The 25684-nt window shown below is 63.3% G+C and carries 23 protein-coding genes; 11 read left to right on the forward strand and 12 right to left on the reverse strand.

Translation table 11 applies throughout. The features are described from left to right. Window positions 1-93: 93 nt before the first annotated feature. From B9Z51_RS08400 to B9Z51_RS08415, 4 genes are read right to left on the reverse strand one after another with little or no spacing between them, the layout of a single operon-like run. Window positions 94-750, reverse strand: coding sequence for an HAD-IA family hydrolase (locus B9Z51_RS08400; RefSeq protein WP_108373624.1), 657 nt, complete (start codon window positions 748-750; stop codon window positions 94-96). Beyond that, window positions 747-2000: a Tm-1-like ATP-binding domain-containing protein gene (locus B9Z51_RS08405; protein ID WP_108373626.1), complete on the reverse strand. Its 1254-nt coding sequence runs from the start codon at window positions 1998-2000 to the stop codon at window positions 747-749. The genes B9Z51_RS08400 and B9Z51_RS08405 overlap by 4 nt, the downstream gene beginning before the upstream one ends. Beyond that, a complete protein-coding gene (locus B9Z51_RS08410; RefSeq protein WP_108373628.1) occupies window positions 1997-3361 on the reverse strand; it encodes an aminotransferase class III-fold pyridoxal phosphate-dependent enzyme in 1365 nt (454 codons plus the stop codon). Before B9Z51_RS08410 ends, B9Z51_RS08405 begins: the two co-directional genes overlap by 4 nt. A gap of 19 nt (window positions 3362-3380) precedes the next feature. Further along, window positions 3381-4865: an aldehyde dehydrogenase gene (locus B9Z51_RS08415; protein ID WP_108373630.1), complete on the reverse strand. Its 1485-nt coding sequence runs from the start codon at window positions 4863-4865 to the stop codon at window positions 3381-3383. Between the two features lie 179 nt (window positions 4866-5044). On the opposite strand from B9Z51_RS08415, the gene B9Z51_RS08420 reads away from it, so the two are divergent. Continuing rightward, window positions 5045-6004, forward strand: coding sequence for a DNA cytosine methyltransferase (locus B9Z51_RS08420; protein WP_108373632.1), 960 nt, complete (start codon window positions 5045-5047; stop codon window positions 6002-6004). Window positions 6005-6006: 2 nt separating this feature from the next. Next, window positions 6007-6594 carry an HNH endonuclease gene (locus tag B9Z51_RS08425; RefSeq protein ID WP_199227486.1) on the forward strand — a complete coding sequence of 196 codons (588 nt, stop codon included), beginning with the start codon at window positions 6007-6009 and terminating at the stop codon, window positions 6592-6594. 21 nt (window positions 6595-6615) lie between these two features. On the opposite strand, the gene B9Z51_RS08430 is transcribed toward B9Z51_RS08425, so the two are convergent. Genes B9Z51_RS08430 through B9Z51_RS08445 form a run of 4 tightly spaced genes read right to left on the reverse strand, consistent with a single transcriptional unit; the run spans window position 6616 to window position 10264 of the window. Next, window positions 6616-6930, reverse strand: coding sequence for a 2Fe-2S iron-sulfur cluster-binding protein (locus B9Z51_RS08430; protein WP_108373634.1), 315 nt, complete (start codon window positions 6928-6930; stop codon window positions 6616-6618). 18 nt (window positions 6931-6948) lie between these two features. Continuing rightward, window positions 6949-8241 (reverse strand): glutamine synthetase family protein, encoded by a 1293-nt coding sequence (locus tag B9Z51_RS08435; protein WP_108373636.1) that lies wholly within the window; start codon window positions 8239-8241, stop codon window positions 6949-6951. A 23-nt stretch (window positions 8242-8264) separates the two neighbouring features. Beyond that, window positions 8265-9530: a cytochrome P450 gene (locus B9Z51_RS08440; RefSeq protein ID WP_108373638.1), complete on the reverse strand. Its 1266-nt coding sequence runs from the start codon at window positions 9528-9530 to the stop codon at window positions 8265-8267. Continuing rightward, entirely contained in the window at window positions 9527-10264 is a 738-nt protein-coding gene (locus B9Z51_RS08445) for a type 1 glutamine amidotransferase (protein WP_108373640.1), read from the reverse strand. The genes B9Z51_RS08440 and B9Z51_RS08445 overlap by 4 nt, the downstream gene beginning before the upstream one ends. A 155-nt stretch (window positions 10265-10419) precedes the next feature. Here B9Z51_RS08445 and B9Z51_RS08450 point away from each other — a divergent pair, with 155 nt between their 5' ends. The 6 genes from B9Z51_RS08450 (at window position 10420) to B9Z51_RS08475 (ending at window position 17474) form a co-directional block, all read left to right on the forward strand. Continuing rightward, a complete protein-coding gene (locus B9Z51_RS08450; RefSeq protein ID WP_108373642.1) occupies window positions 10420-11379 on the forward strand; it encodes a helix-turn-helix domain-containing protein in 960 nt (319 codons plus the stop codon). Beyond that, window positions 11376-12251 carry a DMT family transporter gene (locus tag B9Z51_RS08455; RefSeq protein WP_108373644.1) on the forward strand — a complete coding sequence of 292 codons (876 nt, stop codon included), beginning with the start codon at window positions 11376-11378 and terminating at the stop codon, window positions 12249-12251. Before B9Z51_RS08450 ends, B9Z51_RS08455 begins: the two co-directional genes overlap by 4 nt. Next, on the forward strand, window positions 12248-13318 hold the full coding sequence (locus B9Z51_RS08460; protein WP_108373646.1) for a M14 family metallopeptidase: 1071 nt from the start codon (window positions 12248-12250) through the stop codon (window positions 13316-13318). Before B9Z51_RS08455 ends, B9Z51_RS08460 begins: the two co-directional genes overlap by 4 nt. 147 nt (window positions 13319-13465) lie before the next feature. Continuing rightward, window positions 13466-14443, forward strand: coding sequence for a tripartite tricarboxylate transporter substrate binding protein (locus B9Z51_RS08465; protein ID WP_158272852.1), 978 nt, complete (start codon window positions 13466-13468; stop codon window positions 14441-14443). Between the two features lie 104 nt (window positions 14444-14547). Then, complete coding sequence (locus B9Z51_RS08470; protein ID WP_108373650.1) at window positions 14548-16011, forward strand: amidase; 1464 nt, start codon at window positions 14548-14550, stop codon at window positions 16009-16011. Between the two features lie 14 nt (window positions 16012-16025). Further along, complete coding sequence (locus B9Z51_RS08475) at window positions 16026-17474, forward strand: amidase (protein WP_108373652.1); 1449 nt, start codon at window positions 16026-16028, stop codon at window positions 17472-17474. Between the two features lie 6 nt (window positions 17475-17480). On the opposite strand, the gene B9Z51_RS08480 is transcribed toward B9Z51_RS08475, so the two are convergent. Beyond that, a complete protein-coding gene (locus tag B9Z51_RS08480; RefSeq protein WP_369959052.1) occupies window positions 17481-18824 on the reverse strand; it encodes a D-amino acid dehydrogenase in 1344 nt (447 codons plus the stop codon). Between the two features lie 95 nt (window positions 18825-18919). On the opposite strand from B9Z51_RS08480, the gene B9Z51_RS08485 reads away from it, so the two are divergent. Next, the gene (locus tag B9Z51_RS08485; RefSeq protein WP_108373656.1) at window positions 18920-19387 is read left to right on the forward strand and encodes a winged helix-turn-helix transcriptional regulator; all 468 of its coding nucleotides are present in this window, start codon (window positions 18920-18922) and stop codon (window positions 19385-19387) included. A gap of 99 nt (window positions 19388-19486) precedes the next feature. Here B9Z51_RS08485 and B9Z51_RS08490 read toward each other — a convergent pair whose 3' ends face one another. From B9Z51_RS08490 to ilvD, 3 genes are all read right to left on the reverse strand, one after another. Beyond that, a complete protein-coding gene (locus B9Z51_RS08490) occupies window positions 19487-20866 on the reverse strand; it encodes a twin-arginine translocation pathway signal (protein WP_108373658.1) in 1380 nt (459 codons plus the stop codon). Window positions 20867-20992: 126 nt separating this feature from the next. Continuing rightward, the gene (gene lgt / locus B9Z51_RS08495; protein WP_108373660.1) at window positions 20993-21790 is read right to left on the reverse strand and encodes a prolipoprotein diacylglyceryl transferase; all 798 of its coding nucleotides are present in this window, start codon (window positions 21788-21790) and stop codon (window positions 20993-20995) included. Window positions 21791-21848: 58 nt separating this feature from the next. Next, complete coding sequence (gene ilvD, locus B9Z51_RS08500; RefSeq protein ID WP_108373662.1) at window positions 21849-23705, reverse strand: dihydroxy-acid dehydratase; 1857 nt, start codon at window positions 23703-23705, stop codon at window positions 21849-21851. 239 nt (window positions 23706-23944) lie between these two features. Here ilvD and B9Z51_RS08505 point away from each other — a divergent pair, with 239 nt between their 5' ends. Further along, window positions 23945-24250: a c-type cytochrome gene (locus tag B9Z51_RS08505; RefSeq protein ID WP_108373664.1), complete on the forward strand. Its 306-nt coding sequence runs from the start codon at window positions 23945-23947 to the stop codon at window positions 24248-24250. Window positions 24251-24662: 412 nt separating this feature from the next. After that, a complete protein-coding gene (locus B9Z51_RS08510; protein WP_158272853.1) occupies window positions 24663-25553 on the forward strand; it encodes a tetratricopeptide repeat protein in 891 nt (296 codons plus the stop codon). The last annotated feature ends 131 nt before the right edge of the window (window positions 25554-25684 follow it).

Consider the following 25684-nt stretch of genomic DNA (forward strand, 5'->3'; position numbering starts at 1 on the left):
GCAAATGGGGCAAAAAATCGGCCCCAGGCCCCAGGCCCCAGGCCCCAGGCCCCAGGCCCCAGGCCCCAGGCCCCAGGCCCCAGGCCCCAGGCCTCAAGGCCGCAGCAGCGCCAGCGCTTGTGCGTAAGAGGCTGCAGCTTGGCGCACATCCAGCTGCACCGTTTGCCAGCCCGCGCGAACAGCCCCTTCGATGTTGCGAAGTTGATCGTCCACAAACACACAATCGCCGGGCGCCACCCCCAAGGCCTCGGTGCACAGGGCATAAGCTCTGGCGTCCGGCTTGAGGATGCCGGTGTAGGTGGCGTCAATCACCACATCAAACAGGGGCATGAAGTCCAGTTTGTGCCTGAACTCCGGGCCATAAAACAGATCCAGCTCATTCGACAAAATGGCCAGCTTGCAGCCCATGGCCTTGGCCTGGTGAATGGCCTGCACCGCTTCGGGCCGGATCACGGCTTGGGGGTCAGCCCCCCGCGCCCGCTTGACCAAGGTTTGCATGTCGGTCCAGGACTCCCCCAATAAGGCGCCGACTTCACGGGTGCGCTGGTGCCAATAATCCCGCTCGGAAATGTCACCTGCCTGCATGGCCTGCCACAAAGCATCCCTTTCCAGATCAAACGGACCTTGCCAGGTCAAAGTGCCCGGCGCCAAGCCCAGGGCCTGCTCGGTTTGGGGGTGCGTTTCAAACAGGGTACGGCTGATGACCCCGCCAAAATCGAGTACCAGCGCCTTGGAAGATGGTGCGTTCATGGCGCGTCTTTCTTCACCAGCCCACGGGCCAGCCAATCGTCAAACACGGCCAGCACCTGCTGCACAAAGGCGGCATCGTTGATGTGCGCGTCGATGCGCGAGACCTTGGCCCTGCCCCAGTCGCATTGGCTGCATTCGTCCATCAAAGCCGCCAGGCCTTCGGCATCGTGCAGCGGCGCACCGGGTCGGTCCCACTCTTCAATGCCTTGCAGGGGCAGCACCAGATGCACCGGGCCTTGCGCCTGTCGCAGGCGGCTGGCCAATTCGCGGGCGAATTCACGGCGCATCTCGGCGTCTATGCCCACCGAGGCGATCAATCGGTTGTGGTCGTGCGAGGGGCGCCCTGCAAAGCGCTCGGGCATCTGACCCCAGGCCGGGTAATCCACCAGGTCGGTGGCTCCGGGGGCGACGATCATCGGCACGCCTTGGCGGCCTGCACCCATCAAGCGGTCAGGCCCGGCGCTGACCACCGAGCCGCCCATCTGGTTGACCATCTCCTGCAGGCTGAAGTCCATCACACAGGAAAACTGGCCTTGCGCGGCCAGCGATTCAAACGCCCTGCCCCCCATGCCCGTGGTGTGGAACACCGCCAGCTCAAACCCGCGCTGATCGAGCTCGGCTTGCAGTTGGACCATGTATTTCAGGCAACTCGATCCCAGCGATGTCATGCCAACCACCGGCCTATCGAATCGCGGCACGCGCGCCACGCGGCACGCCCCCACCACCGCGCCTGCGGCTTGCGCCAGCGCCGATTGGCACAGGCTATTCAGGCCATACAAACCGCCAGCCCACAGCACCATCATCAAATCGGGCGGCATGCGCTCGGGCGGCAAGAGGGGAGAAAACGCCACCGTGGACAAGACCACCTTGGGCACGCCCAGCGGCAAGCTGCTCGCCACATCCAGCGCCAGGTCGGTGCCCATGGTGCCGCCCAGCACCAGGAGGCCGTCCATGCGGCCTTCGCGCTGCAGTTGGGCAGCCAGCGCCGACGCACCTTGGGCCATCAGGGCCATGGCGCTGTTTTCGTCACCGCTGTCCATCACCTGCTGGAGCGTCACGCCTGCCGCCTGTGCGACCTCGGTGTTGGCGATGTCCGGGACCACCTGCCCCTTGGCCAGCACCCCCACGTCCATGATCAGTGCCTGCCCGCCAGCGGCTTGCACCTGCTCGCGCATGAAGCCGATCTCGTCGCTCTTGGTGTCCACCGTGCCCACGATCAAGATGACAGGGAGGATGACCGGGCTCTTCATGCGCGGCCCTCCTGCACAGCGGCAAACGCGCCTTCGAGCACATCGCACATGAAGTCGACCTCCTCGCGGGTGATGACCAACGGCGGCGACAGGATCAAGTTAGGGCCGGAGATGCGCACCATCAGACCCGCCTTGTAAGCCGCCTTGGCCACCCGCGCCGGGATGTCGCTGCTGCGGGGCATGGGGGTGCGCTTGGCTTTGTCACTCACCATCTCAATGCCCAGCATCAGGCCCACGCCACGCACATCGCCCACAAAGCTGCAGGTGTCCACCAGCTTGCGCAAGCGGGTTTGCAGGTGCGCGCCCACACGGGCAGCGTTGCCCGGAATGTCCAGCGCCTCGATCTGGTCGAGTGTGGCGAGCGCCGCCGCGGCTGCGATCGGGTGCGCGCTGTAGGTATAGCCGTGCGAGACCGAGGCCGTGCCGGTGGTGTCGGCGTCAAACACCTCGGCAATGCGGCGGTTGATGGCCGTGGCCCCCAGCGGGATGTAGCCCGACGAAATGCCCTTGGCCAGGCACCACATGTCGGCGTTCACGCCCCACAGGCGCGTGCCAAACAGCTCGCCGCTGCGGCCAAAGCCGGTCACCACCTCGTCGGCGATCAGCAGCACGCCGTACTTGTCACAAATCTGGCGAACCAGCGGCCAGTAGTTGGGGGGCGGCACGATCACGCCGCCCGCGCCCTGCACCGGCTCGGCGATGAAAGCCGCCACCGTGTCCGGCCCTTGGAACACGATTTCACGCTCCAGCAATTCGGCGCAGATTTCGCCCAGACGAATCGGGTCATCGGTGTAGGGGTTGTGGTATGCCCAGGGTGTGTCGATGTGAAAACACCCGGGCAGCAGCGGCTCGTAGGCCCGGCGGAAGTTGGTGTTGCCGTTCACGCTCATGCCGCCAAAGTGCACGCCGTGGTAGCCCTGGCGCAGGCTGATGAACTTGAAGCGGTCCGCCTGGCCCTTGAGCTTCCAGTACTGGCGCGCCACTTTCAGGGCACCCTCCACCGCGTCCGAGCCGCCGTTGGAGAACATGACCGTGGCCACATCTTCGGGCTGCATCATCTGCACCAGGCGCTTGGACAACTCGATCGCCCGCACATGGGTGGTGCCGCGGAACACGTTGTAAAACGGCAGTTCGTCCATCTGCGCCACGATGGCGTCGCGCACCGGCTTGTTGCTGTGACCCAGGTTGCAGGCCCACAGACCCCCCACGCCGTCGAGCATCTTGTGGCCGTCCACGTCCCAAATCCAGCAGCCCTCGCCTTTGGCAATGATGTCAGGTGTGGATTTTTTCATCGCGCCCGGGTGCGCCATCGGGTGCCACAGGTATTGCGCGTTGTCGGCCTTGAGTTGGTCGTTGTTCATGGTGTTCTCTTGGTTTTTTTCAGAGCTGAATCCAGGCGGTCTTCAGGTCCAAGTATTTGTCCATGGCGTGCATCGATTTGTCTTGCCCGTTGCCCGACTGCCGCACGCCGCCCAGCGGCACGGTGATGTCCGGACCGCCATAGGTGTTCACATGCACCAGCCCGGCCTTGATAGCGTGCACCATGCGGTGGGCACGCGAGAGGCTGCCGGTCCAAACCCCTGCAGCCAAGCCGTATTCGGTGCCGTTGGCCAGGCGCACGGCATGGACCTCATCGTCAAAAGGCATGACGGCCAGCACCGGGCCAAAGACTTCCTGCCGGGCAATGTCCATCTCGGGCTGAACGCCATCCAGCACCGCGGGGCTCATGTAGTGGCCTCCAGGCACGGGCGCGATCACCTGCCCGCCCGCGCGCAATCGAGCACCTTGCTCTAAAGCACGCGCCAGCATGCTCTGGTTGCGGGCCAACTGGCGGGCGCTGCTGACCGCGCCGATGTCCGTTGTCACATCCAACGGGTCACCCACACGCAAACTGGCCGCGATGTTTTGCAGGCGCTCGACAAATTCGTCGTGCACCGAGCGCTGCACCAAAAGGCGCGAGCCCGCCACGCACACCTGCCCGCTGTTGCGGAAGATGCCCATGGCCGACATCTTGGCGGCCTGCGCCAGATCGACCGCATCGTCAAACACGATGTTGGGCGACTTGCCGCCCAGCTCCAAGTACACCCGTTTGAGGTTGGACTCGGCCGCAGCCTTGAGCAGCAAGCGCCCCACCGGGCCAGAGCCGGTGAAAGTGAGGATGTCCACGTCCATGTGCCGCGCCAGCGCCTCGCCCGCCACAGCGCCCGTGCCGGTGACCACGTTGAGCACGCCCGGGGGCAAGCCCGCGTCCAGGCACAGCTGCGCCAGGCGCAGTAAGGACAGCGACGCGTCTTCGGACGGTTTGAGCACCACCGAGTTGCCTGCCGCCAAAGCCGGGGCGATCTTCCAGGCGCCAATCATGAGTGGAAAGTTCCACGGCACGATGGCCGCGACCACGCCGACCGCTTCCTTGTGGATCAGCCCCAGCGTGCCCTCAGGCGTCGGGGCGATCTCGCCGTTGATCTTGTCCACGCACTCGGCGTAATAGCGAAAAGTGCCCGCCGCGCTGCCCGGCTCGGCCTTCCAGGCCATGGCGATTTCGGTGCCGTTGTCGCGCACACCCAGCACCGCCAGCTCGGCGTGGTGCGCTTCGATGCGGTCGGCAATGCGGTGCAAAATTTTCTTGCGCTCGGCTGGTGCCATGCGCGACCACACACCTTGCTCAAACGTGCGGCGCGCCGCTTGCACGGCACGGTCGACGTCGGACTGACCGGCGGCGGCCATGCTGCACAGCGTCTGCCCGTCGATGGGCGAGACCACCGGCATCGTCTGCCCCGATGCCGCAGCTGCCCACTGCCCGTCGATCAACAAGCTCTGTTCAGGGATGGTTTGGTGACGCAGCGCGTCGATTTGTTCTTGTTTCATGCAGCACACTCCTTGAGTTGCAAGGATCGTACGCAGCCGCCACCAAACGGATTATCAAAACTGCGCAAGCTCAGCATGAGGTTTACCCAAACACCCGAAAAATCCGGCACATCAACTTCTGGCATTTTCACAAGCACTGTATACTTAAACAGCACCCAAAACCTCACGAGGCATCCCAAATGACATTCAGTTCCATTGAAATTTGCGCAGGCGCTGGCGGCCAAGCGCTGGGTTTGGAACAAGCCGGTTTTGACCACGCATGTCTTGTTGAAATTGAAACGCCAGCCTGCCAAACCTTGCGCTTCAATCGCCCCCAATGGCATGTGGTGGAAGGTGATTTGCACCATTTCTCAGCCAGCAAATGGCAGGGTGTCGAACTTCTGGCGGGCGGTGTACCTTGCCCACCTTTTTCTAAAGCAGGCAAACAACTGGGCAACGATGACGAGCGCGATTTGTTTCCCGAAGCCTTGCGCCTGGTATCCGAATGCAAACCCCAGGCGGTCATGCTGGAAAACGTCCGGGGCCTGCTCGATTCCGTGTTTGACGAATACCGCGCCAAAATCATCAGCGATCTCAAAAAACTAGGCTACATCGCTGAGTGGCGCTTGCTCAATGCCAGCGATTTTGGCGTGCCCCAGCTGAGGCCCCGTGTGGTATTTGTCGCCTTGAAGGCAGATGCCTCACGATTCTTCAACTGGCCGACGCCCGGCTTGCAGCCTGCGCCCACCGTAGGCGAAGCACTGTACGACCTCATGGCTGCCAATGGCTGGCGAGGTGCAAAAGCCTGGCGCGAACTGGCCTGCGACATCGCCCCCACGCTGGTTGGCGGTAGCAAAAAACACGGCGGTCCTGATTTGGGGCCTACACGTGCCAAAAAAGCATGGGCCACGCTGGGTGTAGACGGCAAAGGCATTGCAGACGAGCTGCCCACTTCCAACTTCGTTGGCATGCCTCGCTTGACCGTGCGCATGGCTGCTCGCATTCAAGGCTTTCCAGATCATTGGCAATTCAGCGGCAAAAAAACTGCCGCTTATCGCCAAATCGGCAATGCATTTCCACCTCCGGTCGCATGTGCAGTAGGACAACAAATTCAACTGGCGCTTCATGCAGCAGCCAAAGCCAAACTCAAGCGAGCTTGAACGTGAGCAATGATCCCAAAATCAAAGGTGGTGCCAAGGCCAAGCTGCGAGCGCATTTCCTGTCCAACATCGGTCGAATCATGGACTCCGAAGAATTGAGGTTTGTGGCCGACAACCAATCCGAATGGGCGAGAAGAGTTCGTGAACTGCGCACCGAAGAGGGTTACCAAATCTTGACGCACAACGACCGAAGTGAACTCAAGCCCGGTCAATACCTTCTGGAAACGCCAAAGCCCCAACCTGCTTTTGCCAGAGCCATCTCCAAAGAAACCCGCGCCTTTGTGCTGGATCGCAATGGTTTCACTTGCCAGATGTGCGGCGCCGTGGCGGGAGAGGCACACCCTTATGACACCACCCGAAAAACGCGCCTGCACTTGGGACACGTCATCGACAAAAGCATGGGCGGCACCGATGACCCGTCCAACCTGCGAGCCATCTGCTCGGTCTGCAACGAAGGCGCATCCAACGCCACGCTGACCCGGCCTGATCTACAGAAACTGCTGATTCAGGTCCGCCGTGCCACTTCGCAAGACCAACTGGAAGTCTTGCGTTGGTTGATGAAAAAATTCCCGAAACAATCGCAAGCGTAAAGTCTGAGAGCCTGCTGACGTTCAGTCTGGCACATGCAACACGATGCCATCGAGCACAGCAGACGCGATCAGCTGGCAGCTCAAGCGGCTGCCGCTTTGGCGGGGCGCGATGACGATGTCGAGCATGGCGTTTTCCACCTCGTCCATGGGTGGGCAGGCGGCCAGCCAAGCTTCGTCAACATAGACGTGGCAAGTGGCGCACGACAGGCAGCCACCACATTCGCCCGCGACGCCGGGAATGCCATTCATCTGCGCGGCGTCCATCAGGTTGGTGCCGTCGTTCACGTCGTCGCTCACGCGGTCGCCGTTGCTCATGATCCAGTGCACTTGGGGCATGGGGTGGGTTCTTTCAGGTCAGATGAATCGGATGTAGTGGTCGCGCAGCGCGTCGCCTTCGAGGCCTGCGGTGCGTTCGATCTCGTGGCGCTTGATGCCCACATGGTTGGCCACCAGGCCTTCGCCCAGCGCCTGGGTCAGCGCCGTGTCGGCTTCGAGCGCATCCAGTGCGCCCGCCAAGGTGCCCGGCACACTGTGGGTGGCGTCCTTGTTTTCCAGACAATCGCCGGTTTCGGCGGGCTGCAACTTGTAAGCATTGGCCACGCCCAAGCGTGCGGCCTGCAGCACGGCGGCGGTGTGGGTGTAGGGGTTGGCCGCAGCGTCGCCCATGCGGTGCTCGATGCGTGCGCCCGGACCGCTTTCAGCCGACAGGCGCACTGTGACGCCCCGGTGGTCTACCGCCCAGTTTTGCCAGAAGCCCGAGAGGCTGGCCGGTTGCAGGCGCTGGTAGGAGTTGGCGCTGGGGGCCAACAAGCCCGCCAGCGCCTGGTGGTGGTGCATCAGCCCGGCGGTGCAGCCGAGCGTCAATGCGTTGAACTGGCTCGCGTCGTGCCCACCCGAGATGGCGTTGTGGCCCTGAGCATCGCGCAGGCTGAAGTTGATGTGCACCCCGCTGCCCCCCACGGTAAGGATGGGTTTGGGCATGAAGGTCAACACAATGCCGTGCTGGAAAGCCACTTCGCGCGCCAAGAGGCGGAACAAAAAGATGTCGTCCACCGCCTTGACGGCGCGGTCGTACTTCAGCGTGAACTCGAACTGCGGCGCATCGTATTCGGTGTTCATGCTGTCGATGCGAAAGCCCGCGGCCGTGGCCTTTTCCCAAAGGGCGTCGGTGAAGCCCCTCGGGTCGGCAAAGGGACCCGTGGCATACACATGGGCCGCGGGCGTGTCGTAGGGTTTGAGCGAGCCATCCGGCTCGATCTGGAATGCAAAGGCTTCGAGCTCAATGCCCACCATCGGGTCGTAACCCATGGCTTGCCAGTCGGCCACGGCGCGCTTGAGCGCACTGCGCCCGCACATGGGCAGGGGCGTGCCGTCGTTGGCTTTGAGATCGCCAATGGCCACCTTCGTGAACGGCTGCCAGCCGGGGCGGATGTCATCGGCGGTGTAGGCTGCCTCCATGTCCGGCAGGCCTTCCATGACCATGGCGCCGGGCACCGGGATCAGCTCTTTCTCATACGTCACGCCAAAGGTGCCGCGACAAAAGCGGGCGCCGCCGCCTTGACCGGGTTGGAGCGTGACGTATTTGCCCCGCGCAATGGCCAGGTGGTCACAAAACAGCACCCGCAGGCGTTCTTGAACATTGGACATGGTGATTCCTTTCAACCCTAGGTTCAGATGAGATGCATGCGCACCGGCAGGCGTTTGATGCCACAAACAAAATTCGAGCGCAAAAAGGCGTGTTCGCCCGTTTGCTCGATGCGGTCAACACGTTGGATCAACTCTTGCAGCAAGACGCGAAGCTCCAGCCGTGCCAGCCACATGCCCAGACAGGCGTGCGCCCCGCCCTGCCCAAACGACAGGTGGCGGTTCACACCCCGGCTGAGGTTGACGGTGAAAGGCCGGTCAAAAGCCCGCTCGTCGCGGTTGCCCGAGATGAACCACAAGAGCACCTTGTCGCCCGCCTTGACTTTTTTGCTGTGGTACTCGAAGTCCTCGGTCGCGGTGCGGCGAAAGTGCGTGGCAGGCGATGCCCAACGGATGAATTCGTCGGCCACGCCCTCCCAGGCGGCCTCGCCCTGCACCGCCTTGAGTTGCTGCATCAGACCCGGCTGGTTGGCCAGCGCGTGCAAGGCCGCCGCAATCGAATAGCGAGTGGTGTCGTTGCCCGCCGCCACCAGCAGGCAAAAGAAATTGCGGAACTCGGTGTCGCTGATGACATTGCCTTGCGCATCGGGCTGGGTGATCAGGTGCAGCACGCCGCTGGTGTCACCCGCTGCGCGTTTGCGCTCCATCATCTGGGCCGCGTAGTCGAACAAGTCAGCCCCGGCAGGCGAGCGAAATGGCATGAAGCGGTAGGCCTCGGTGTCCATTTTGTCGACCACATGGCTGGTGAAGTCGCTGTCGGTGTTGGCCATGAGCGCGTCGCCCTTGTCCACCAGCCAGTCCAGATCCTCCTCGGGCAGGCCCGCGATGCGCCCCAGCATGCGCATGGGCAGCTGGCGGGCGATCTGGTGCGTGGCGTCAAACTCGCCCAGCCCCAGCGCTTGGTCGAGGATGCCCACACAAAGTTCGCGGATCTGGTCTTCGTACAGCGCCATCATGGGCTTGGAAAAGGCCTTGGCCACCAGCATGCGGGTGCGGGTGTGCTCGGGCGGGTCGGTCTCTTGGAAGGTGCGCCGCGCCATGTACTCCTCGTGCGACTGGTCCTCCATGCGGATGCCTTGGGCCGAAGACAGGCGCTGGTGGTTGCGGTTGAGCTCCAGGATGTCGGCATGCCGCGTGACCGACCAAAAGCCCTTGCCTTCGGACCAATCGCACCAGGCCATCGGGTCCTCGTCGCGAAGGCGCTGGAAGGTGTTGTGCGGCGTGCCGTTAACATAGCTGTCGTGGTCCGCCAGGTCGGCGTGGCCATCGTCGGTGGGGTGCCAGACGGTCATGGGCGGGTGTTCCTTGCATGTTCAATGAATTGCGCCATCCACTGGCCAAACAGCGGCACATCGGCGGCCTGCTGCAGGCTGCCGTGAGCGCGGGCCAGGGTGTCGTTGTCGAGCTTGTCGGCCAGGTAGCCCAGCAGCGCCTGCATGAACACCTTCGGCATTTCGGGGTGGTATTGGGTGGTCCAGATGTGCTGGCCGATCTGCATCGAGCCGATGGGGCAAAAATCGCTGCCACCCAAGCACCCGGCACCCTCGGGCATGCGGGCGACCTGTTCGTTGTGGGCCGCCATCAAGGTGGTGGTGCTGTGAAAGGGCTGCATCCAGGGACGTTTGGCCTGCCAGTGCGTTGGGGCGGTGCCCAAGCCCCAACCCGCCGCATTGCGCGCCACCTGCCCGCCCAGCGCCCGGGCCACCGCTTGGTGCCCAAAGCACAGGCCAATCAACGGCTGGCGGGCCGCATCGACGGCGCGGATGAAATCCAGCAACGGCCCGACCCAAGGCAGGCTGTCGTCGTTGACCGAGGCCGGGCTACCGGTGATCACATAGCCGTCAAAGTCTGCGGGGCTCGTTGGCAGCACCCCGTCCTTGACCGGCAAAACCTCGTAAGACCAGTCCGGACGCAGAGGCTGCAGCAGCTGGACCACCTTTTGCCCGTCGTTCGGGAAATGCGCGGCAAACGCCGAGGTGTCGTCGTTGGTCAGCAAAACGGCGATATGCAGCTTCGGCAGGTTCATCGGGTGTCTTTCAATCTGGTGCCCATGCTATGCACAAGGCGGACAAGGCACTATCAAGTTTGGGCACCGTGCACCCCGGGTTTTCACGAAAAAGCCCGCACTTCGGAACCGGGCACACTCAGGGGCATGCATTTGCGCCGCGTTTTCTCCCCTAGATGAGCACCCCTGCCACTGATTCCCCCTGGGTCCAGGTGCTCGACACCCAGGACATGGACCAGCACGCCCTGGCCCAGCAGGGCTGGGCGCTGCAATACGAACAGCTCTCGCCCGGCCAGTTCAAGGGGCGCATCCACCAGGTGCAACTGCCCGAGGTGACCCTGCTGCGCGAAGACACCAGCATCGCCTTGCGCCAGCGGGGTCGGCTCGACGAAAGCGTGTACGGCTTTGCCATGGCTTTGCAAGATTCCCCCGACCTGTTTTTCAACGGCCAACGGGTGCCAGCCCACGCCATCATGTGCGGCAAGGGCGACGAGGTGGACCTGACCACGCCGCCCCACTTCACCCTGATCGCGGTGGTGGTGGAGCGCAGCCTGCTCAACCCACTGTGGGAGCGCATGTACCAAAAACCCCTGGCGCACTGGCTTGAAAAGCAGCTGGTGCTGCAAACCACCGACATCAAAGCGCAGAACCTGCGCGACCTGCAGCTGACCGTGCTGGACCAGGCCAGCGCTCTGGCGCACCGCCAGCATGACCCGCAGGCCCTGCGCCAGCTGCGCGACGAGATCCTGATGGAATGGCTCGAAGCCCTGCCCGCCCAAGTCGACACGTCCGAGTTGCCCAACCTGGAGCGGCGCAAAAAACTGGTGGACCGGGCCTGCGAGCTGATGATGGGCCATGCCGACGAGCCCCTGTCCATCCTAGAGGTGTGCAGCCGCGTGGGCACGAGCAGGCGAAAGCTCAACTATTGCTTTCAGGATGTGCTGGGCACCACGCCCATCAAGTACCTGCGTTCGCTCCGCCTGAACAGCGTGCGCCGCGCCCTGCGCCAGGCGGCACCGGGCGAGACCATCCAAGACATCGCCTCACACTGGGGCTTTTGGCACCTGAGCCAGTTTGCACAGGACTACAAACACCTGTTTGGCGAACTCCCATCGGACACCTTGCGCCAACGATGAGCACCGCCCAGGCCACACGACTGACGGCCATCCTGACCATGGTGGCGGCCATGGCCTGCCTGTCCACGCAAGACACCTTCAGCAAAAAGCTGATGCTCAGCGTGGCCCCGGTCATCATCATCTGGACACGCTACGCCCTGCAGACTGCACTGGTGGGCGTGAGCATCTGGCACAAAGGCTCGCCGCAATTGCTGCGCACGCGCCAGTGGCGGCTGCAACTGCTGCGCGGCACTCTGGTGGTGGGCGGCAGCGTCTGCGGCTACGGCGCACTGCAGCGCATGCCCGTGGCCGAGTTCACCGCCATCTATTGCCTGGTGCCGCTGGCTGTCACCTTTGTGGCCCGCTTCGTCATGAAGGAACACGTCTCGCCTGTCGGCTGGCTGTGCGTGGCAGGCGGCCTGTGTGGCGCTTTACTGGTGGTGCGCCCGGGTGGCCATGTGGACCCGACGGGCGCAGCGCTGGCCCTGATGGGCGTGGTCTGCTACACCGGCTTTCAGACCCTGACGGGCTACCTGGCACGCCAGGACTCGCCGCTGACCATCCAGCTGTGCACCAGCGCGTTTGGCTTGGTGTGCCTGTCCCTGGTCCTGCCATTTTTCTGGCCCAACGGGCTGCCTTGGCCGGACTTGGCTCTGCTGCTCTTCGTCGCGCTGGCGGGGTCTTACGGGCAGTATTTCACCGTGCTGGCGTTCTCCAAAGCCCCGGCATCCACCCTCTCGCCTTACCTGTACACCGCCATCGGCTTCTCCGCCCTGGGCGGCTGGCTGATGTTTGACCACCTGCCCGACGCCCTGGCCATCTGCGGCATCCTGATGATCGTGTTGTTTGGCTTGGCGGCAGGCTGGCTGAACCAGCGCAAGGCCCCACCATGACCACCCCGCGCTTTTGCCCCAACTACCGCGAGGCCCGTGCGCTCTTTTTACAGGCTGCCGATGCCTGCGGGGCGAAGTTGCACAGTGTCAACTTGCCCTTGCTCGGCGCGCAAGGCGAAGCGCTGGGCATGGACGTGGCGGTGCACGGTCCGGCCAATGCCTCCAAAGTGTTGATGACCACCAGCGCGGTGCACGGCATCGAGGGCTTTTGTGGCTCGGCCATCCAGACCGGGCTGTTGCAACAACTGACACTGCCCCCCGATGTGGCGGTGGTGCATGTGCATGCGGTCAACCCTCATGGCTTTTCGCACGCACGGCGGGTCAACGAAGACAACGTCGACCTCAACCGCAACTTCATCGACTTTAACCAGCCCCTGCCGGTCAACGCCGATTACGCCGAGATCCACGCCCTGCTGCTTCCCGAGCACTGGCCGCCCACGCCCGAGCAGGCCGCCGCGCTGCAGGCGCAAGCCCAGATCTGGGGTGATCGGCGCATGCAGCGGGCCATCACCAGCGGGCAGTACCAATATCCAGACGGTGTGTGGTTTGGCGGGCTCGCCCCCACCTGGAGCCACCGCACCTTCCGGCAAGTGCTGCAAGACCATCTGGGGCAGGCCCGGCAGATCGCTTGGATCGACCTGCACACGGGTCTGGGCCCACACGGGCACGGCGAGCGCATTTTTGCCTGCACAGACACGGGCCCAACATTGCATCGCGCCCGCCAGTGGTGGGGAGCAGACATCACCTCGGTGGACACGGGCACATCCAAAAGTGTGCCCTTGTCCGGCCCAATCCAGATGGCCATCTACGAGGAGTGCCCGCAGGCCCAGTACACGGGCATTTGCCTGGAGTTTGGCACCCTGCCGCTGGCGCAGATGATTTTGGCCATGCGCGCTGACCATTGGCTGGCTTTGCACCCCGAGACCCCGCCCGCGCAGCAGGCGGCCATCCGGGCGGCCATGCGCGAAGCGTTCAACCCACCCTCCAGCGACTGGCAGCAACAGGTCTGGCGCCAAGGCCTGCAAGCGGCGCAGCAGGCGGTGCAGGGTTTGGCAAAGCAGCCCTGAAACCGGGCCGCCTGGCACTTTTGGGGAAAACCCCGCCCGGCGTTTGCCATTTTTCGATACAGGGAAACGGGCAAGTTGTTCAGACTGTGGATTCCCCGTGACCGCAGCATGTGCGGCCGCCACCACAACACCCGAGGACGACAAACCATGATTTCACGCCGTACGATTTCGCGACTGCTCGCTGGCCTGCTGGGCAGCCTGATGGTGCTCAGCGCCACTGCACAGGGTTTCCCCAACAAGATGGTCACCGTGATGGTGCCCTACCCTGCGGGCGGCCCTTCGGATGCGGTGGCCCGCCTGGTGCAGGTCGAATACGAAAAACACCTCGGCCAGAAAATGATGGTCGAGAACCTGGGCGGCGTGAGCGGCGCTTTGGGCGTTCAAAAAGTGCTGGCGGCCCCTGCTGACGGCTACTACCAACTGCTGAGCACCCCCATGGAGCTGGTGATGGCCCCCCTGGCCCTGTCGGCCGTCAAGTTCAAGCCCGAAGAAGTCCGCATGGCCAGCCTGATGGGCCGCACCTCGATCGGCCTGGCGGTGCGCAAGGACCTGCCGGTCAACAACCTGCCGGAATTCCTGGCCTGGGCCAAGGGCAAGCAGGTCAGCTACGCCAGCGTAGGCCAGGGCTCGCTGTACCACATCATGGGTGAGCGCTTCAAAACCCTGACCGGACTGGACATGTTGCATGTGCCCTACAAAGCGGCCGTGCAGATCTACACCGACTTGGGCGGCAACAGCGTGGACATGGCCTTTGTCCCTGTGGCAGGCCCCATCATTGGCATGGTCAAGGACAACCGCTTCAAGATCATCGGCATCTCGTCCACCGCCCCTCACCCCCAACTGCCCGATGCCGCGCCCATCAGCGCGCAGCGCGGCATGTCCGACTTCGTGTTCGACATCTGGATCGGTCTGCAGGTGTCTAAAAACACGCCCGACGCCGTGGTCCAAAAACTCAACCAGGCCATGAACGAGGCCATCAAGTCCGAAGCCTTTGTCAAGGGCATGACCACCACCGGCAGCCAGGTGCCTGCAAGCATGAGCGTGGCTGAAGTCGACCGCTTCTACACCCAGGAGGTGTCCCGCTACCGCGCCTTGTTCAAGGCCGCCAACGTCGAACCTCAATGACGTGAACCCTGCGGCGCGAAAGCGCTGCACCACTCGACGGCCCGGGACATGCACACACCACCGTGCATCCCCGGGTTTTTCATTGGCACACACTCAGGCCCGGCATGACCGACTACACCTACAGCACCGCCACCGAACTGCTCGCGCGCTTGCGCGCAGGCGAAGTCACCAGCAGCCAATTGCTGGCCCAGCACATCGCCCGGGTGGCACAACTCGACGGCCGCATCAACGCCGTGGTGGTGCGCACCTTTGAAGCCGCCCGCGAACGCGCCGCTGCCGCCGACGCAGCCCGCGCGCGAGGCGAAGACTGGGGGCCGCTGCACGGCCTGCCCATGACCGTCAAGGAATCGTTCGACCTGCCGGGCACCCCAACTTGCTGGGGCTTTCCGGACTACAAAGACAACATCGCCGAGCAGCCCGCCGTGGCCGTGCAGCGCCTGCTGGACGCAGGCGCCGTGGTCTTTGGCAAGACCAATGTGCCCGTCGCTTTAGGTGACTGGCAGTCGTTCAACCCGGTCTACGGCACGACCCACAACCCCTGGGACCTGACGCGCACGCCGGGCGGATCATCGGGCGGGGCCAGCGCCGCGCTGGCCTCAGGCATGACCCCTCTGGAGTTGGGAAGCGACATTGGCGCGTCAATCCGAAACCCGGCGCATTACTGCGGCGTGTATGGCCACAAGCCCACCTGGGGCGTGGTGCCCATGCAAGGCCACCAGCTGCCCGGTGTGCGCTGCATTGACAGCCTGGACATTGCCGTGGCCGGACCCCTGGCGCGCAGCGCCCAGGACCTGCAACTGGCCATGCAGGTGCTGACCACCCCCTTGCAACAGTTTGGTCCCATGGGTTGGACGCCCGCCCAATGGCGTCAAACCGACAAAGCCCCCTGGCAATGCCGCGTGGCCATCGTCTACGACGACCCCGAAGCGCGGGTGGACCAGAGCATTCAAGACCGGCTGCATGCGCTGGCCGACTTTTTGCGGTCGCAAGGCGTGACCGTGCTGGACGACCACCGCCCGGTGGACAGCGCGCAGTCGCACCGTGTGTACTCATACCTGCTGCGCTCGGCCACTGGCGCCTGGCTGGACGACGCGACTTTTGCCCGCTTTCAGGCGTTGGGCCAGCAAGCCGACCCGGCGCTGGACACCATGCGCGAGCGCGTGTGGCGCGGCAGCACGCTCACGCACCGCGACTGGGTCGAGTTTGACCAGCAACGCGCCGTGCTGCGGGCGCAGTGGCGCAGCTACTTTGAAACGGTGGACCTGCTGATCACCCCAGTGGCCACCTCGCCCGCCTTTTTGCACAACCAACAAGGCGAACGCTGGGAGCGCATGCTCCAGGTCAACGGCCAGGACCAGCCCCACACCGACAGCCTGTTCTGGGCGGGCTACCCCGGTGTGGTGGGCCTGCCCGCCACCGCCATCCCCATCGGGCAAAGCCCGGACGGTCTGCCCGTCGGGGCGCAAATCATTGGCAACAGCTTTGCCGACCCCCTGTGCCTGAACATGGCCCGTTGGCTCGAAACCGAATGGTGCGGCTTTGTGCCGCCCCCACTGTCCTGGACCTGAAAGTACACCCCCGAATGACCGTCCCTACCGACATCACCGACTTCAACGCCAGCGAACTGTCCGAGCGCATCCACCAGCGCCAGGTTTCTTGCACCGAGGTGATGCAAGCCTATCTGGCCCGCATCGAGCAACTCAACCCGCGCTACAACGCCATCGTCAACCTTGCCCCGGCCGATACCCTGCTGGCCCAAGCCCGGGCCTGCGACGCCGAGCTGGCGCTCGGCCAGTCTCGCGGCTGGCTGCACGGCATCCCGCAGGCCATCAAGGACACCGGGCACGCGGTGGGCTTTCCGACCACCTTTGGCAGCAAGGTGCTGCAAGCGGCCCTGCCCGCCAAAGACAGCATCATGACCGAGCGCATGAAGGCGGCGGGCGCCATCGTGATCGGCAAGACCAACATGCCCGAGCTGGGCTTGGGCTCACACACCTTCAACACCCTGTTTGGTGCCACGCCCAACGCCTGGGACACGGCGGTGAGCGCAGGCGGCAGCAGCGGCGGCGCTGCGGTGGCGCTGGCCCAGCACCTGCTGCCCGTGGCCGATGGCTCAGACTTCATGGGCAGCTTGCGCAACCCGGCAGGCTGGAACCACATTTTTGGCATGCGCCCCTCACAAGGCCGCGTGCCCTTTGGCCCCGGGGCCGATGTGTGGGTGGACCAGCTGGGCACCGAAGGCCCCATGGCCCGCAGCGTGCGCGACCTCGCCCGCCTGCTGGCCACACAGTCAGGCCATGACGCCCGCCAACCTTTGTCCATCAACGGCAGCGTTGACGCATCAGGCTTGCAGTACACACCCGATGCGCTGCGCGGTTTACGTGTCGGTTGGCTGGGCGATTTGAATGGCCATCTGGCCATGGAGGACGGCATTCTGGACGTGTGCCAGGACGCTCTGCAGCACATGGCGGGCCAAGGTGCCCATGTGAACGCCATCGGTCTAGGCTTTGACACGCAAGCGCTGTGGGACTGCTGGTTGGTCTGGCGCCGTGCGCTGGTCGGCCCCAAGGTGGCGGCCTTGCTGCAAATTCCGGGCGCCAAAGACCAACTCAAACCCGAGGCCCTGTGGGAGCACGAGAACTCGCTCAAGCTCTCGTTCATGGACTTCATGCAAGCCAGCCAGACACGCAGCGCGTTCTACCAGCACCTGCTCGGTCTGTTTGGCCAATACGACGTGCTGGCCCTGCCCGTGGCGCAGACCTGGCCGTTTGCGCTGCAAGAGCGCTGGCCGCAAGCCATCGGCGCGCGCCGCATGGACACCTACCACCGCTGGATGGAATGCACCATTTACGCCACGCTGGCGGGCCTGCCCGCCATCAGCCTGCCCGCAGGCTTTCACCCGACACACGGCTGGCCCATGGGCGTGCAGCTGATCGGCAAACCGCAAGGCGATCTGGCCTTGTTGCAGGTGGCGGCGGCCTACGAGGCGGTGCGGGGCGACTGGCTGCAAAAGCGGCCAGCAACAGTCTGAGGCATCTCAGGCTGCCGCCAGCCGACTCGGGTGGCTTGTGACCCCCCGTGCACCGTAGCGGCTCATGTCGAGCCCTTCGGTGCGGATGGCCGGCTGGCGACCTGAGATCACATCGGCCAGCAGCTGAGCACTGCCGCAGGCCATGGTCCAGCCCAGTGTGCCGTGACCCGTATTCAGGTAGAGACCCCGCAAAGGCGTTGCGCCCACCAGCGGCGTGCCGTCGGGCGTCATGGGACGCAGCCCGGTCCAGAACTGGGCCTGCGCCAGATCACCGCCCGGGAACAGTTCGCGGGTTACTTTTTCGAGCGTGGCGCGGCGGCGTGGGTTCAGGCTCAGATCAAAGCCGGCCAGCTCGGCCATGCCCCCGACCCGCAAGCGGTCACCCAGTCGGGTGAGGGCAATCTTGTAGGTCTCGTCCAGCACGGTGGACTGCGGCGCCAGCGAGGCATCACGCAGCGGCATGGTGAGCGAATAACCCTTGACCGGGTAGACCGGAATGTCCAGGCCCAGCGGCAGCAGCAAGTCACGCGAATAGCTGCCGGCGGCCAGCACCACCGCGTCTGCTTGCAGCAACTCGCCCTCACCGCCCGCCGAACTGACCACCCTCACCCCCGTGATGCGTTGGCCGTCCCCTTGGAGCGCCTGCACCGTGCAGCCGCCGCGCAGTGTCATGCCCTGGGCGCAGGCGAGTTCCGCCAACCGGCGGGTGAACACATGGCAATCGCCTGTTTCATCGTTGGGCAGGCGCAGGCCACCGGCGATCGGCGCGCTGGCGCTTGCCAGCGCCGGTTCCGCGCCCACCACCCCGGCGGCATCCAGCAACTCAAATGGCACACCGCACTCTTGCAACACGGCCACATCGCGGGCCGCAGCATCCAGTTGAGCCTGGCTGCGAAACAGCTGCAAGGTGCCCTGACTGCGGGCGTCGTACGCAATGCCGGTTTCGCTGCGCCAGGCCCGCAAGCAGTCGCGGCTGTACTCGGACAGGCGCATCATGCGCTCCTTGTTGACGGCATAGCGGTCGGCTGAGCAGTTGGCCAGCATGGCCGCCATCCAGCGCCACTGAAACAGGGTGCCATCGGGTCGGATGGCCAGCGGCGCATGGGTCTGAAACAGCCATTTCAGCGCTTTCAGCGGGATGCCCGGTGCAGCCCAGGGCGTGGAATAACCCGGCGACACCTGGCCCGCATTGGCAAAGCTGGTCTCCATCGCCACACCGTTTTGGCGGTCCACCAGCGTGACTTCGGCCCCCTGGCGCAACAAAGCCCACGCCGTACTCACCCCGATCACGCCACCACCCAACACCACAACTTTCATGTCAGCCTCGCATTTGACTTGAGATCTGGTGATGTTATGGATTGATGACAGAATAATTTTTTGATTTAATGCTTTATTACAGCGATTTCAACTGAAACACAGGCCTCTTTGCAGACCTTCACAGCACAATGTCCGAACCTGACCGCATCGACCTCAAAATCCTCGACCTGCTGCAACGCAACGGCCGCATGTCGGTCACCGAAGTGGGTGAACAGGTGGGCCTGTCCACCTCGCCCTGTTCGGAGCGCATCAAGCGGCTCGAACGTCAGGGCTTGATCACCGGTTACCACGCCCGTGTGGACGCAGTGCAGCTGGGCAAGCCACTGCTGGTGTTCATTGAGATCACGCTGTCGCAAAAATCGCCGCAGGTTTTCGAGACTGTGCGGCGTGAGGTGGGCCTGATGCCCGACGTGCTCGAATGCCACTTGGTCTCGGGCAGCTTCGATTACCTGGTCAAGGCGCGGCTGCGGGCCATGAGCGATTACCGCGAGCTGCTGGGCACCATCCTCAACAAGATCCCGGTGCCCGCACAGTCCAACAGCTATGTGGTGATGGAGGAGATCAAGGAAAGCACGGTCCTGCCACTGGACCGCTGAGCTCAAACGCAGAACCCAACTTCAGACCGCACGGCAAGACCTTCACCCCCACAGCAGCGCCCTGCGCTCAATCGGTCAATCGGTCAATCGGTCAATCGGTCAATCGGTCAATTCGAGCACCGTCGTGTGTCCCTGGGCCATGGGCCATGTCAAACCCACGATTTTTTCGCCGTTGAAGCTGCCGACCACGCTTCGCTGCGTGCTGTCGTTCAAGCGCAAGCGGCTTGATGCCACCCCTGCGCCGGGCGGCACGCCGGGCAAGCTGCTTTGCCCATCGAGGCTCATGGTGTCACGCCCCGGATCGAAATACCCCCGGGGCCGATTGAAGCTGAGCACCGCCTGGGCCGCACGGTCGGCGTCATTCGCACGCTCTGGCCGCATGTTCAGCCAGGGGCTCGATCTGGGCAATGGGCTGCGGTAGATGTGCGTGGTGGCGTAACCGGTGGCCTGAATCTCGAACTCATAGGCCGTGTCGCCACGCCCTCGAAAAGGCCCCCATTGCCCATCGGCACCCGTGGTTTGGACATGGACCGCTGGCCCCTGGCGCTGTCCTGTGGCTGCATCGGTGGCGAAAATGGCCATGCGGGCGCCACGCAAAGGCAGGTTGTTGACGAAATTACCGCTGCCCGCGTCCATCGGGTCGAGGCCCAGGCCGACCAATTTGCCGTTGAGCACCACCTCGGTCTGGTGCACCAGACCAGCGCGCGGCGCCTGCCCAGTGATGAACCGGTATGTGGCCTCAAAAGCAACTTGGGAGTAAGACGTTTCCCGGTGGTCAATTTTGGGAATGACCACGTTGGTGGCCCCTTTGAGCTCGGGGCCATCAAAACCCACCATCGTGGGCTTGCCTTTCATGCCCAGCCACAGACCATCGGGCTGCGCGAATTTGTCGTTGTTGTCCGAGCGGATGGTCATCCAGCGTGTGGGGCCGCAAACCTCGTCGCCTTGCGCGTTTTTGGGGGCATTGAGTTGCTTAAGGAACGGGCCTGTGCCGGAAAACTCGTTGGCCTCGTTCACGCCAGGAATGGCCTGCACGCCGTGGTTGGGCGTGCCGCCCAGCACGGCATGGCTGACGACGGCAGCACCACCACCGTTGCAAATGAAATTGCGAATGGCATTGCCCCCGCGCGAGTTGCCCACCAAAACCACTTGGCTTGCCCCCGTGCGGCGCAACACAGCCTGCACCTCGTCCCGCAAAAAGGCCATGTGTTCCTGGCTAGACGATCGCCCGGCTTGCGCTTTGTTATCGGCGTCCCGCGCCAGAGGGTAAGGCACATCAATCGCTTGCAAGCGGTCAGTAGGCCAGCCATTGGACTCGAAACGCCAAATGGTGGACTGCCAGAGCGCAGCGGTGTCGCCATTGCCATGCACAAAGACCACGGGGGGCCGCTCGCTGCCAAAGGTCTGAAGCGTGCTGCACGCACTGAGCAAGAGCGATGAAACGGCGATCAGGCCGAAATGTCTGCGCAACAGGTGCATGGCGTGCCTCTCGGATGGAAAAATCACATCCTGCCGCATGCCCAGCGCCTGGACTGACTCCCAGGTGTCAGTCCAGGGTGTCAGTCCCAGGTATCAGTCCCAAGTATCAGTGGGTACGCTTGTCGCTCACAGCGGCTTTTTGCGCGTGAGCAGCAGCATGGCCACCCCGCCCAGCATCATGGGCACGCACAGCCATTGGCCCATGCTCATGCCCAGGGACAGCAGGCCCAGATAGGCATCGGGTTCGCGGAAAAATTCCGCCACGAAGCGGAAAAAGCCGTAGCCCAGCAAGAAAGCGCCGGATACCTGCCCCATGGGGCGGTTTTTGCGGGCAAACAGCCACAGCAACACAAACAGCAGCAAACCTTCCATCAGAAACTGGTAAATCTGCGAAGGATGGCGCGGCAACATGCCACCGCCACGAAACATCATGCCCCAGGGCAAAGTCGGGTCGCACACGCGGCCCCACAGTTCTCCGTTGATGAAGTTGCCGACACGGCCAGCAGCCAGACCCGTGGGCACGCAAGGGGCCACGAAGTCCATGACCTGCAAGAAGGGGCGTTGGCGCGTCCGGGCAAACCAAACCATGGCCAACATGACCCCCAGCAAACCACCATGAAAACTCATGCCGCCTTGCCAGACCGCCAAAATCTCCAGGGGGTGGCTTAAAAAGTATTCAGGTTTGTAGAACAGGCAATAACCGATGCGCCCGCCCAACACCACGCCCAGCACGCCCAAGAACAGGATGTCTTCCACATCCTGGCGTTTCCACTGCGGCAAATCCCGGAACGGGGCGTGCGACAAGCGCCGAATGCCCAGCCAGTAAAACAGGCCAAAGGCTGCCAGATAAGTCAGGCCATACCAATGAATGGCCAAGGGCCCCAGTTGCAGGGCGACGGGATCGATTTGAGGGTGGATCAGCATGGTGAGCGATTGTGCCCGCAATATGGGGCGCGCATCACCATGCCTACCAAGAGATATATCACTTGAGCAGTGACAGGTCGCGCACCGCGCCCTTATCGGCCGAGGTGGCCAGCAAGGCATAAGCCTTGAGCGCGGCCGACACCTTGCGTGGGCGGGGCAGCGCGGGCTTCCAGCCCAGCTTGTCCTGCTCGGCACGGCGCTTGGCCAGCTCCTCATCACTCACCAGCACGTTGATCGAACGGTTGGGTATATCGATGCGGATGCGGTCGCCACTCTGCACCAGACCGATGTTGCCGCCAGCCGCTGCTTCAGGCGAGCAGTGGCCAATCGACAGGCCCGAGGTGCCGCCCGAAAAGCGGCCATCGGTCAGCAAGGCGCAGGCCTTGCCCAGGCCCTTGGACTTGATGTAGCTGGTCGGGTAGAGCATTTCCTGCATGCCGGGGCCGCCTTTGGGGCCTTCGTAGCGCACGACCACGATGTCGCCCGCCTTGACCTTGTCGCCCAGGATGTTTTCAACGGCTTCGTCCTGCGACTCGACCACATGGGCCGGGCCTTCAAACACCAGCAGGCTGTCGTCCACGCCCGCAGTCTTGACCACACAGCCGTCCAAGGCGATGTTGCCGCGCAGCACCGCCAGGCCGCCTTCCTTGTTGAAGGCGTGCTCGATGGAGCGGATGCAGCCTTCGGCGCGGTCGGTGTCCAGGCTGGGCCAACGGGTGTTTTGGCTGAACGCGACTTGTGTCGGAATGCCTGCAGGACCGGCCATGTAAAAGTGCTTGACCGCATCCGACGGGTTGCGGGCGATGTCCCACTGGTCCAGCGCGTCTTTCATGGTCTTGGCGTGCACCGTGGGCACGTCGGTGTGCAGGCGGCCTGCGCGGTCCAACTCGCCCAAAATGCCCATGATGCCGCCTGCGCGGTGCACGTCTTCGATGTGGTACTTGTTGGTGTTGGGCGCGACCTTGCACAACTGCGGCACGATTTTCGACATGCGGTCGATGTCGGCCATGGTGAAGTCAATTTCGGCCTCCTGCGCAATCGCCAGCAGATGCAAGATGGTGTTGGTCGAGCCGCCCATGGCGATGTCCAGCGCGATGGCGTTCTCGAACGCCTTAAAACCCATCGAGCGGGGCAGCAAGGTGGCGTCGTCCTGCTCGTAGTAGCGTTTGGCCATGTCCACGATGGTGCGACCGGCTTGCTTGAACAGCTGCTCGCGGTCAGCGTGCGTGGCCACCACGGTGCCGTTGCCGGGCAAGGCCAGGCCCAAAGCTTCGGCCAGGCAGTTCATCGAGTTGGCGGTGAACATGCCCGAGCACGAACCGCAGGTCGGGCAAGCCGAACGCTCGATTTCGGCCAGATCGGCATCGCTCACCTTGTCGTCGGCGGCCATCACCATGGCGTCGATCAGGTCGAGCTTTTTGAATTCCATGACTTGCGTCTCGGGGTTGGCCAAGCGCACCTTACCCGCTTCCATGGGGCCACCGGACACAAAAATGACCGGGATGTTCAGGCGCATGGCGGCCATCAACATGCCGGGGGTGATCTTGTCGCAGTTGGAAATGCACACGATCGCGTCGGCGCAATGCGCGTTAACCATGTACTCGACCGAGTCAGCAATGATGTCGCGGCTGGGCAGCGAATACAGCATGCCGTCGTGGCCCATGGCAATGCCGTCGTCCACAGCAATCGTGTTGAACTCCTTGGCCACGCCGCCAGCGGCTTCGATCTCGCGGGCGACCAGCTGGCCCAGGTCTTTCAGGTGGACGTGGCCGGGCACGAACTGGGTAAAAGAATTGGCAATGGCGATGATCGGTTTGCTGAAGTCGTCGTCCTTCATGCCCGTGGCACGCCACAAAGAGCGGGCACCTGCCATGTTGCGGCCGGCGGTGGAGGTCTTGGAACGGTAAGCGGGCATCGAGGGGCTCCAGTCGAGGGGGATGTCAAAAAAACTGGCTGAATTATCACCCAGCCCCGCAGCCCCAGAACCCCGACAAGCGATACCCACAGTCGCAAACAAGTCACTGCTGCGCGCTAAACTCTGCCCGCTGAATTGATGGAGCTTTCAGATGTGAATGTCATGACGGGTGTATTCATCCACGCGTCAGGTCATCAAGTTCCAATCCTTCACACCTTTTTTATCAACGAGGAACCGACATGAAAAAATTCGTTTTTGCTCTGGCCCTGACCGCTGCAGCCGCAGCTCCAGCCTTTGCTGATCAGGCTTTAGCCACCTCCAAAAATTGCATGGCTTGCCATGCTGTGGACAAAAAAATCGTAGGCCCGGCCTACAAAGATGTGGCCGCCAAATACAAAGGCGACAAAACTGCCGCCGACAAGCTGGCCGCCAAGATCATCAAAGGTGGCTCCGGCGTGTGGGGTGCCATCCCCATGCCCGCCAACCCACAGGTGAATGAAGCAGAAGCCAAGAAATTGGCCGCCTGGGTATTGAGCGCCAAATAAGCCTTCCCGCCCTGCCCCCTCGAGCCCGCCTGAGTTGCGGGCTTTTTTGTGGGTGGTGACCATTCATGCTTGTGTGGTCAGGCATAGGTTGACGTCGGGGTCTGTGATCACCGACGAACACATGGCCCCACGCAGGTCGGTAGCTTCAGCTCCGACATTGAGGGCTCCGGCGCAGGCCCTGTCGGGGCTGAAGCCACCGACCTACGGGAAACCACATGCTTTGCCGTGTAGGTCGACACTCGAAGAGTCCGACAGGGATTTTTTGGGCCTCGAACCGGCCCCCCCCCCAGGCCCCTTGAAAACCACCACGCAGCAGCCATCTACCAGACCGTTGCAAATCTTTACGAATCCGTCGCAACCCCGTGCTGTTTTGCGGATAGATTGGCAAACCCTGTTGTTTCAAAGAGGAACCATGATCAAACCCCTGTCCACACTTCTGAAGTCATTGCTGGTCTGCACTGCGCTGGCGGCATCTGCGCTGGCGCTCGCATTGCCCGCCCCCAAGGACATTGAAACCGCAGTCTCGCAAGGCCACCTGACGCAGGCCGAGTCCATGCTGCGCGAGGTGATCGCCGCCAAACCCCAAAGCGCCAAGGCGCACTACGAACTCGGCCAGGTGCTGCTGCGTGAAAACCGCGCATCAGAAGCCCACGCTGAGTTAGTTCAGGCCCAATCCATTGACCCCAGCCTCAAGTTCGCCAGCAGCGACAAGCAGTTCAAAGACCTGCTGGAGCGTTCTCAAGTTCAGCTGAATGCCCAACCCGCCAAGGCGGTAGGCACACACGCCGCCCCTCAAGCGCCAGCATCGTCCGGCAGCGGCTTTTCCTTGACCTATGTCTGGATCGGTATCGCTGTCCTGGGCGTGATCGCCCTGCTGATCCGCATGAACCGCCCTGCGGTACAGACCCCGACACCGGCCTATGCCCCGCCAGCACCACCTGCAGGTGGTCCGCTGTCCACCGCATTCGGGCGTCAGCCAGGCTACGCGCCAGCACCTGCTGGCTATCCCACGGGCTACCCCAGCGGCTACCCGGCCGCAGCGCCCTCTGGTGGTTCCACCGTTGCAGGTGCGGTGGTCGGCGGTCTGGCGGGTGTGGCGGCGGGTTACGCCTTGTCCAAAGCCCTCGAAGGCGAGCACCACAACCCATCGGCTCCTGTGCCCAGCGGCAACAGCTGGGCCGACAACCAGGGCCTTGTGTCTGCCGATTCACCCAATGCCGCGCCTTTGGGGGCATTTGACGCCGGAACGGGTGACGATTGGGACGGCGACAGCGGCGCCAATTCGGACGATGACAGCTGGTAAGCTGTTCTCAAGGTCACGACCCACCATCAAAAAAGCCCGCACAAGTTGCGGGCTTTTTTGATGAATAGGCATCGGCTTTTAGGTGGACCAACGCTGTAGCTTCCGCCCCGACATGGGCCTGCGCCAAGCCC

The sequence above is a fragment of the Limnohabitans sp. T6-5 genome, assembly GCF_003063315.1.
Lineage (GTDB): Bacteria > Pseudomonadota > Gammaproteobacteria > Burkholderiales > Burkholderiaceae_C > Limnohabitans_A.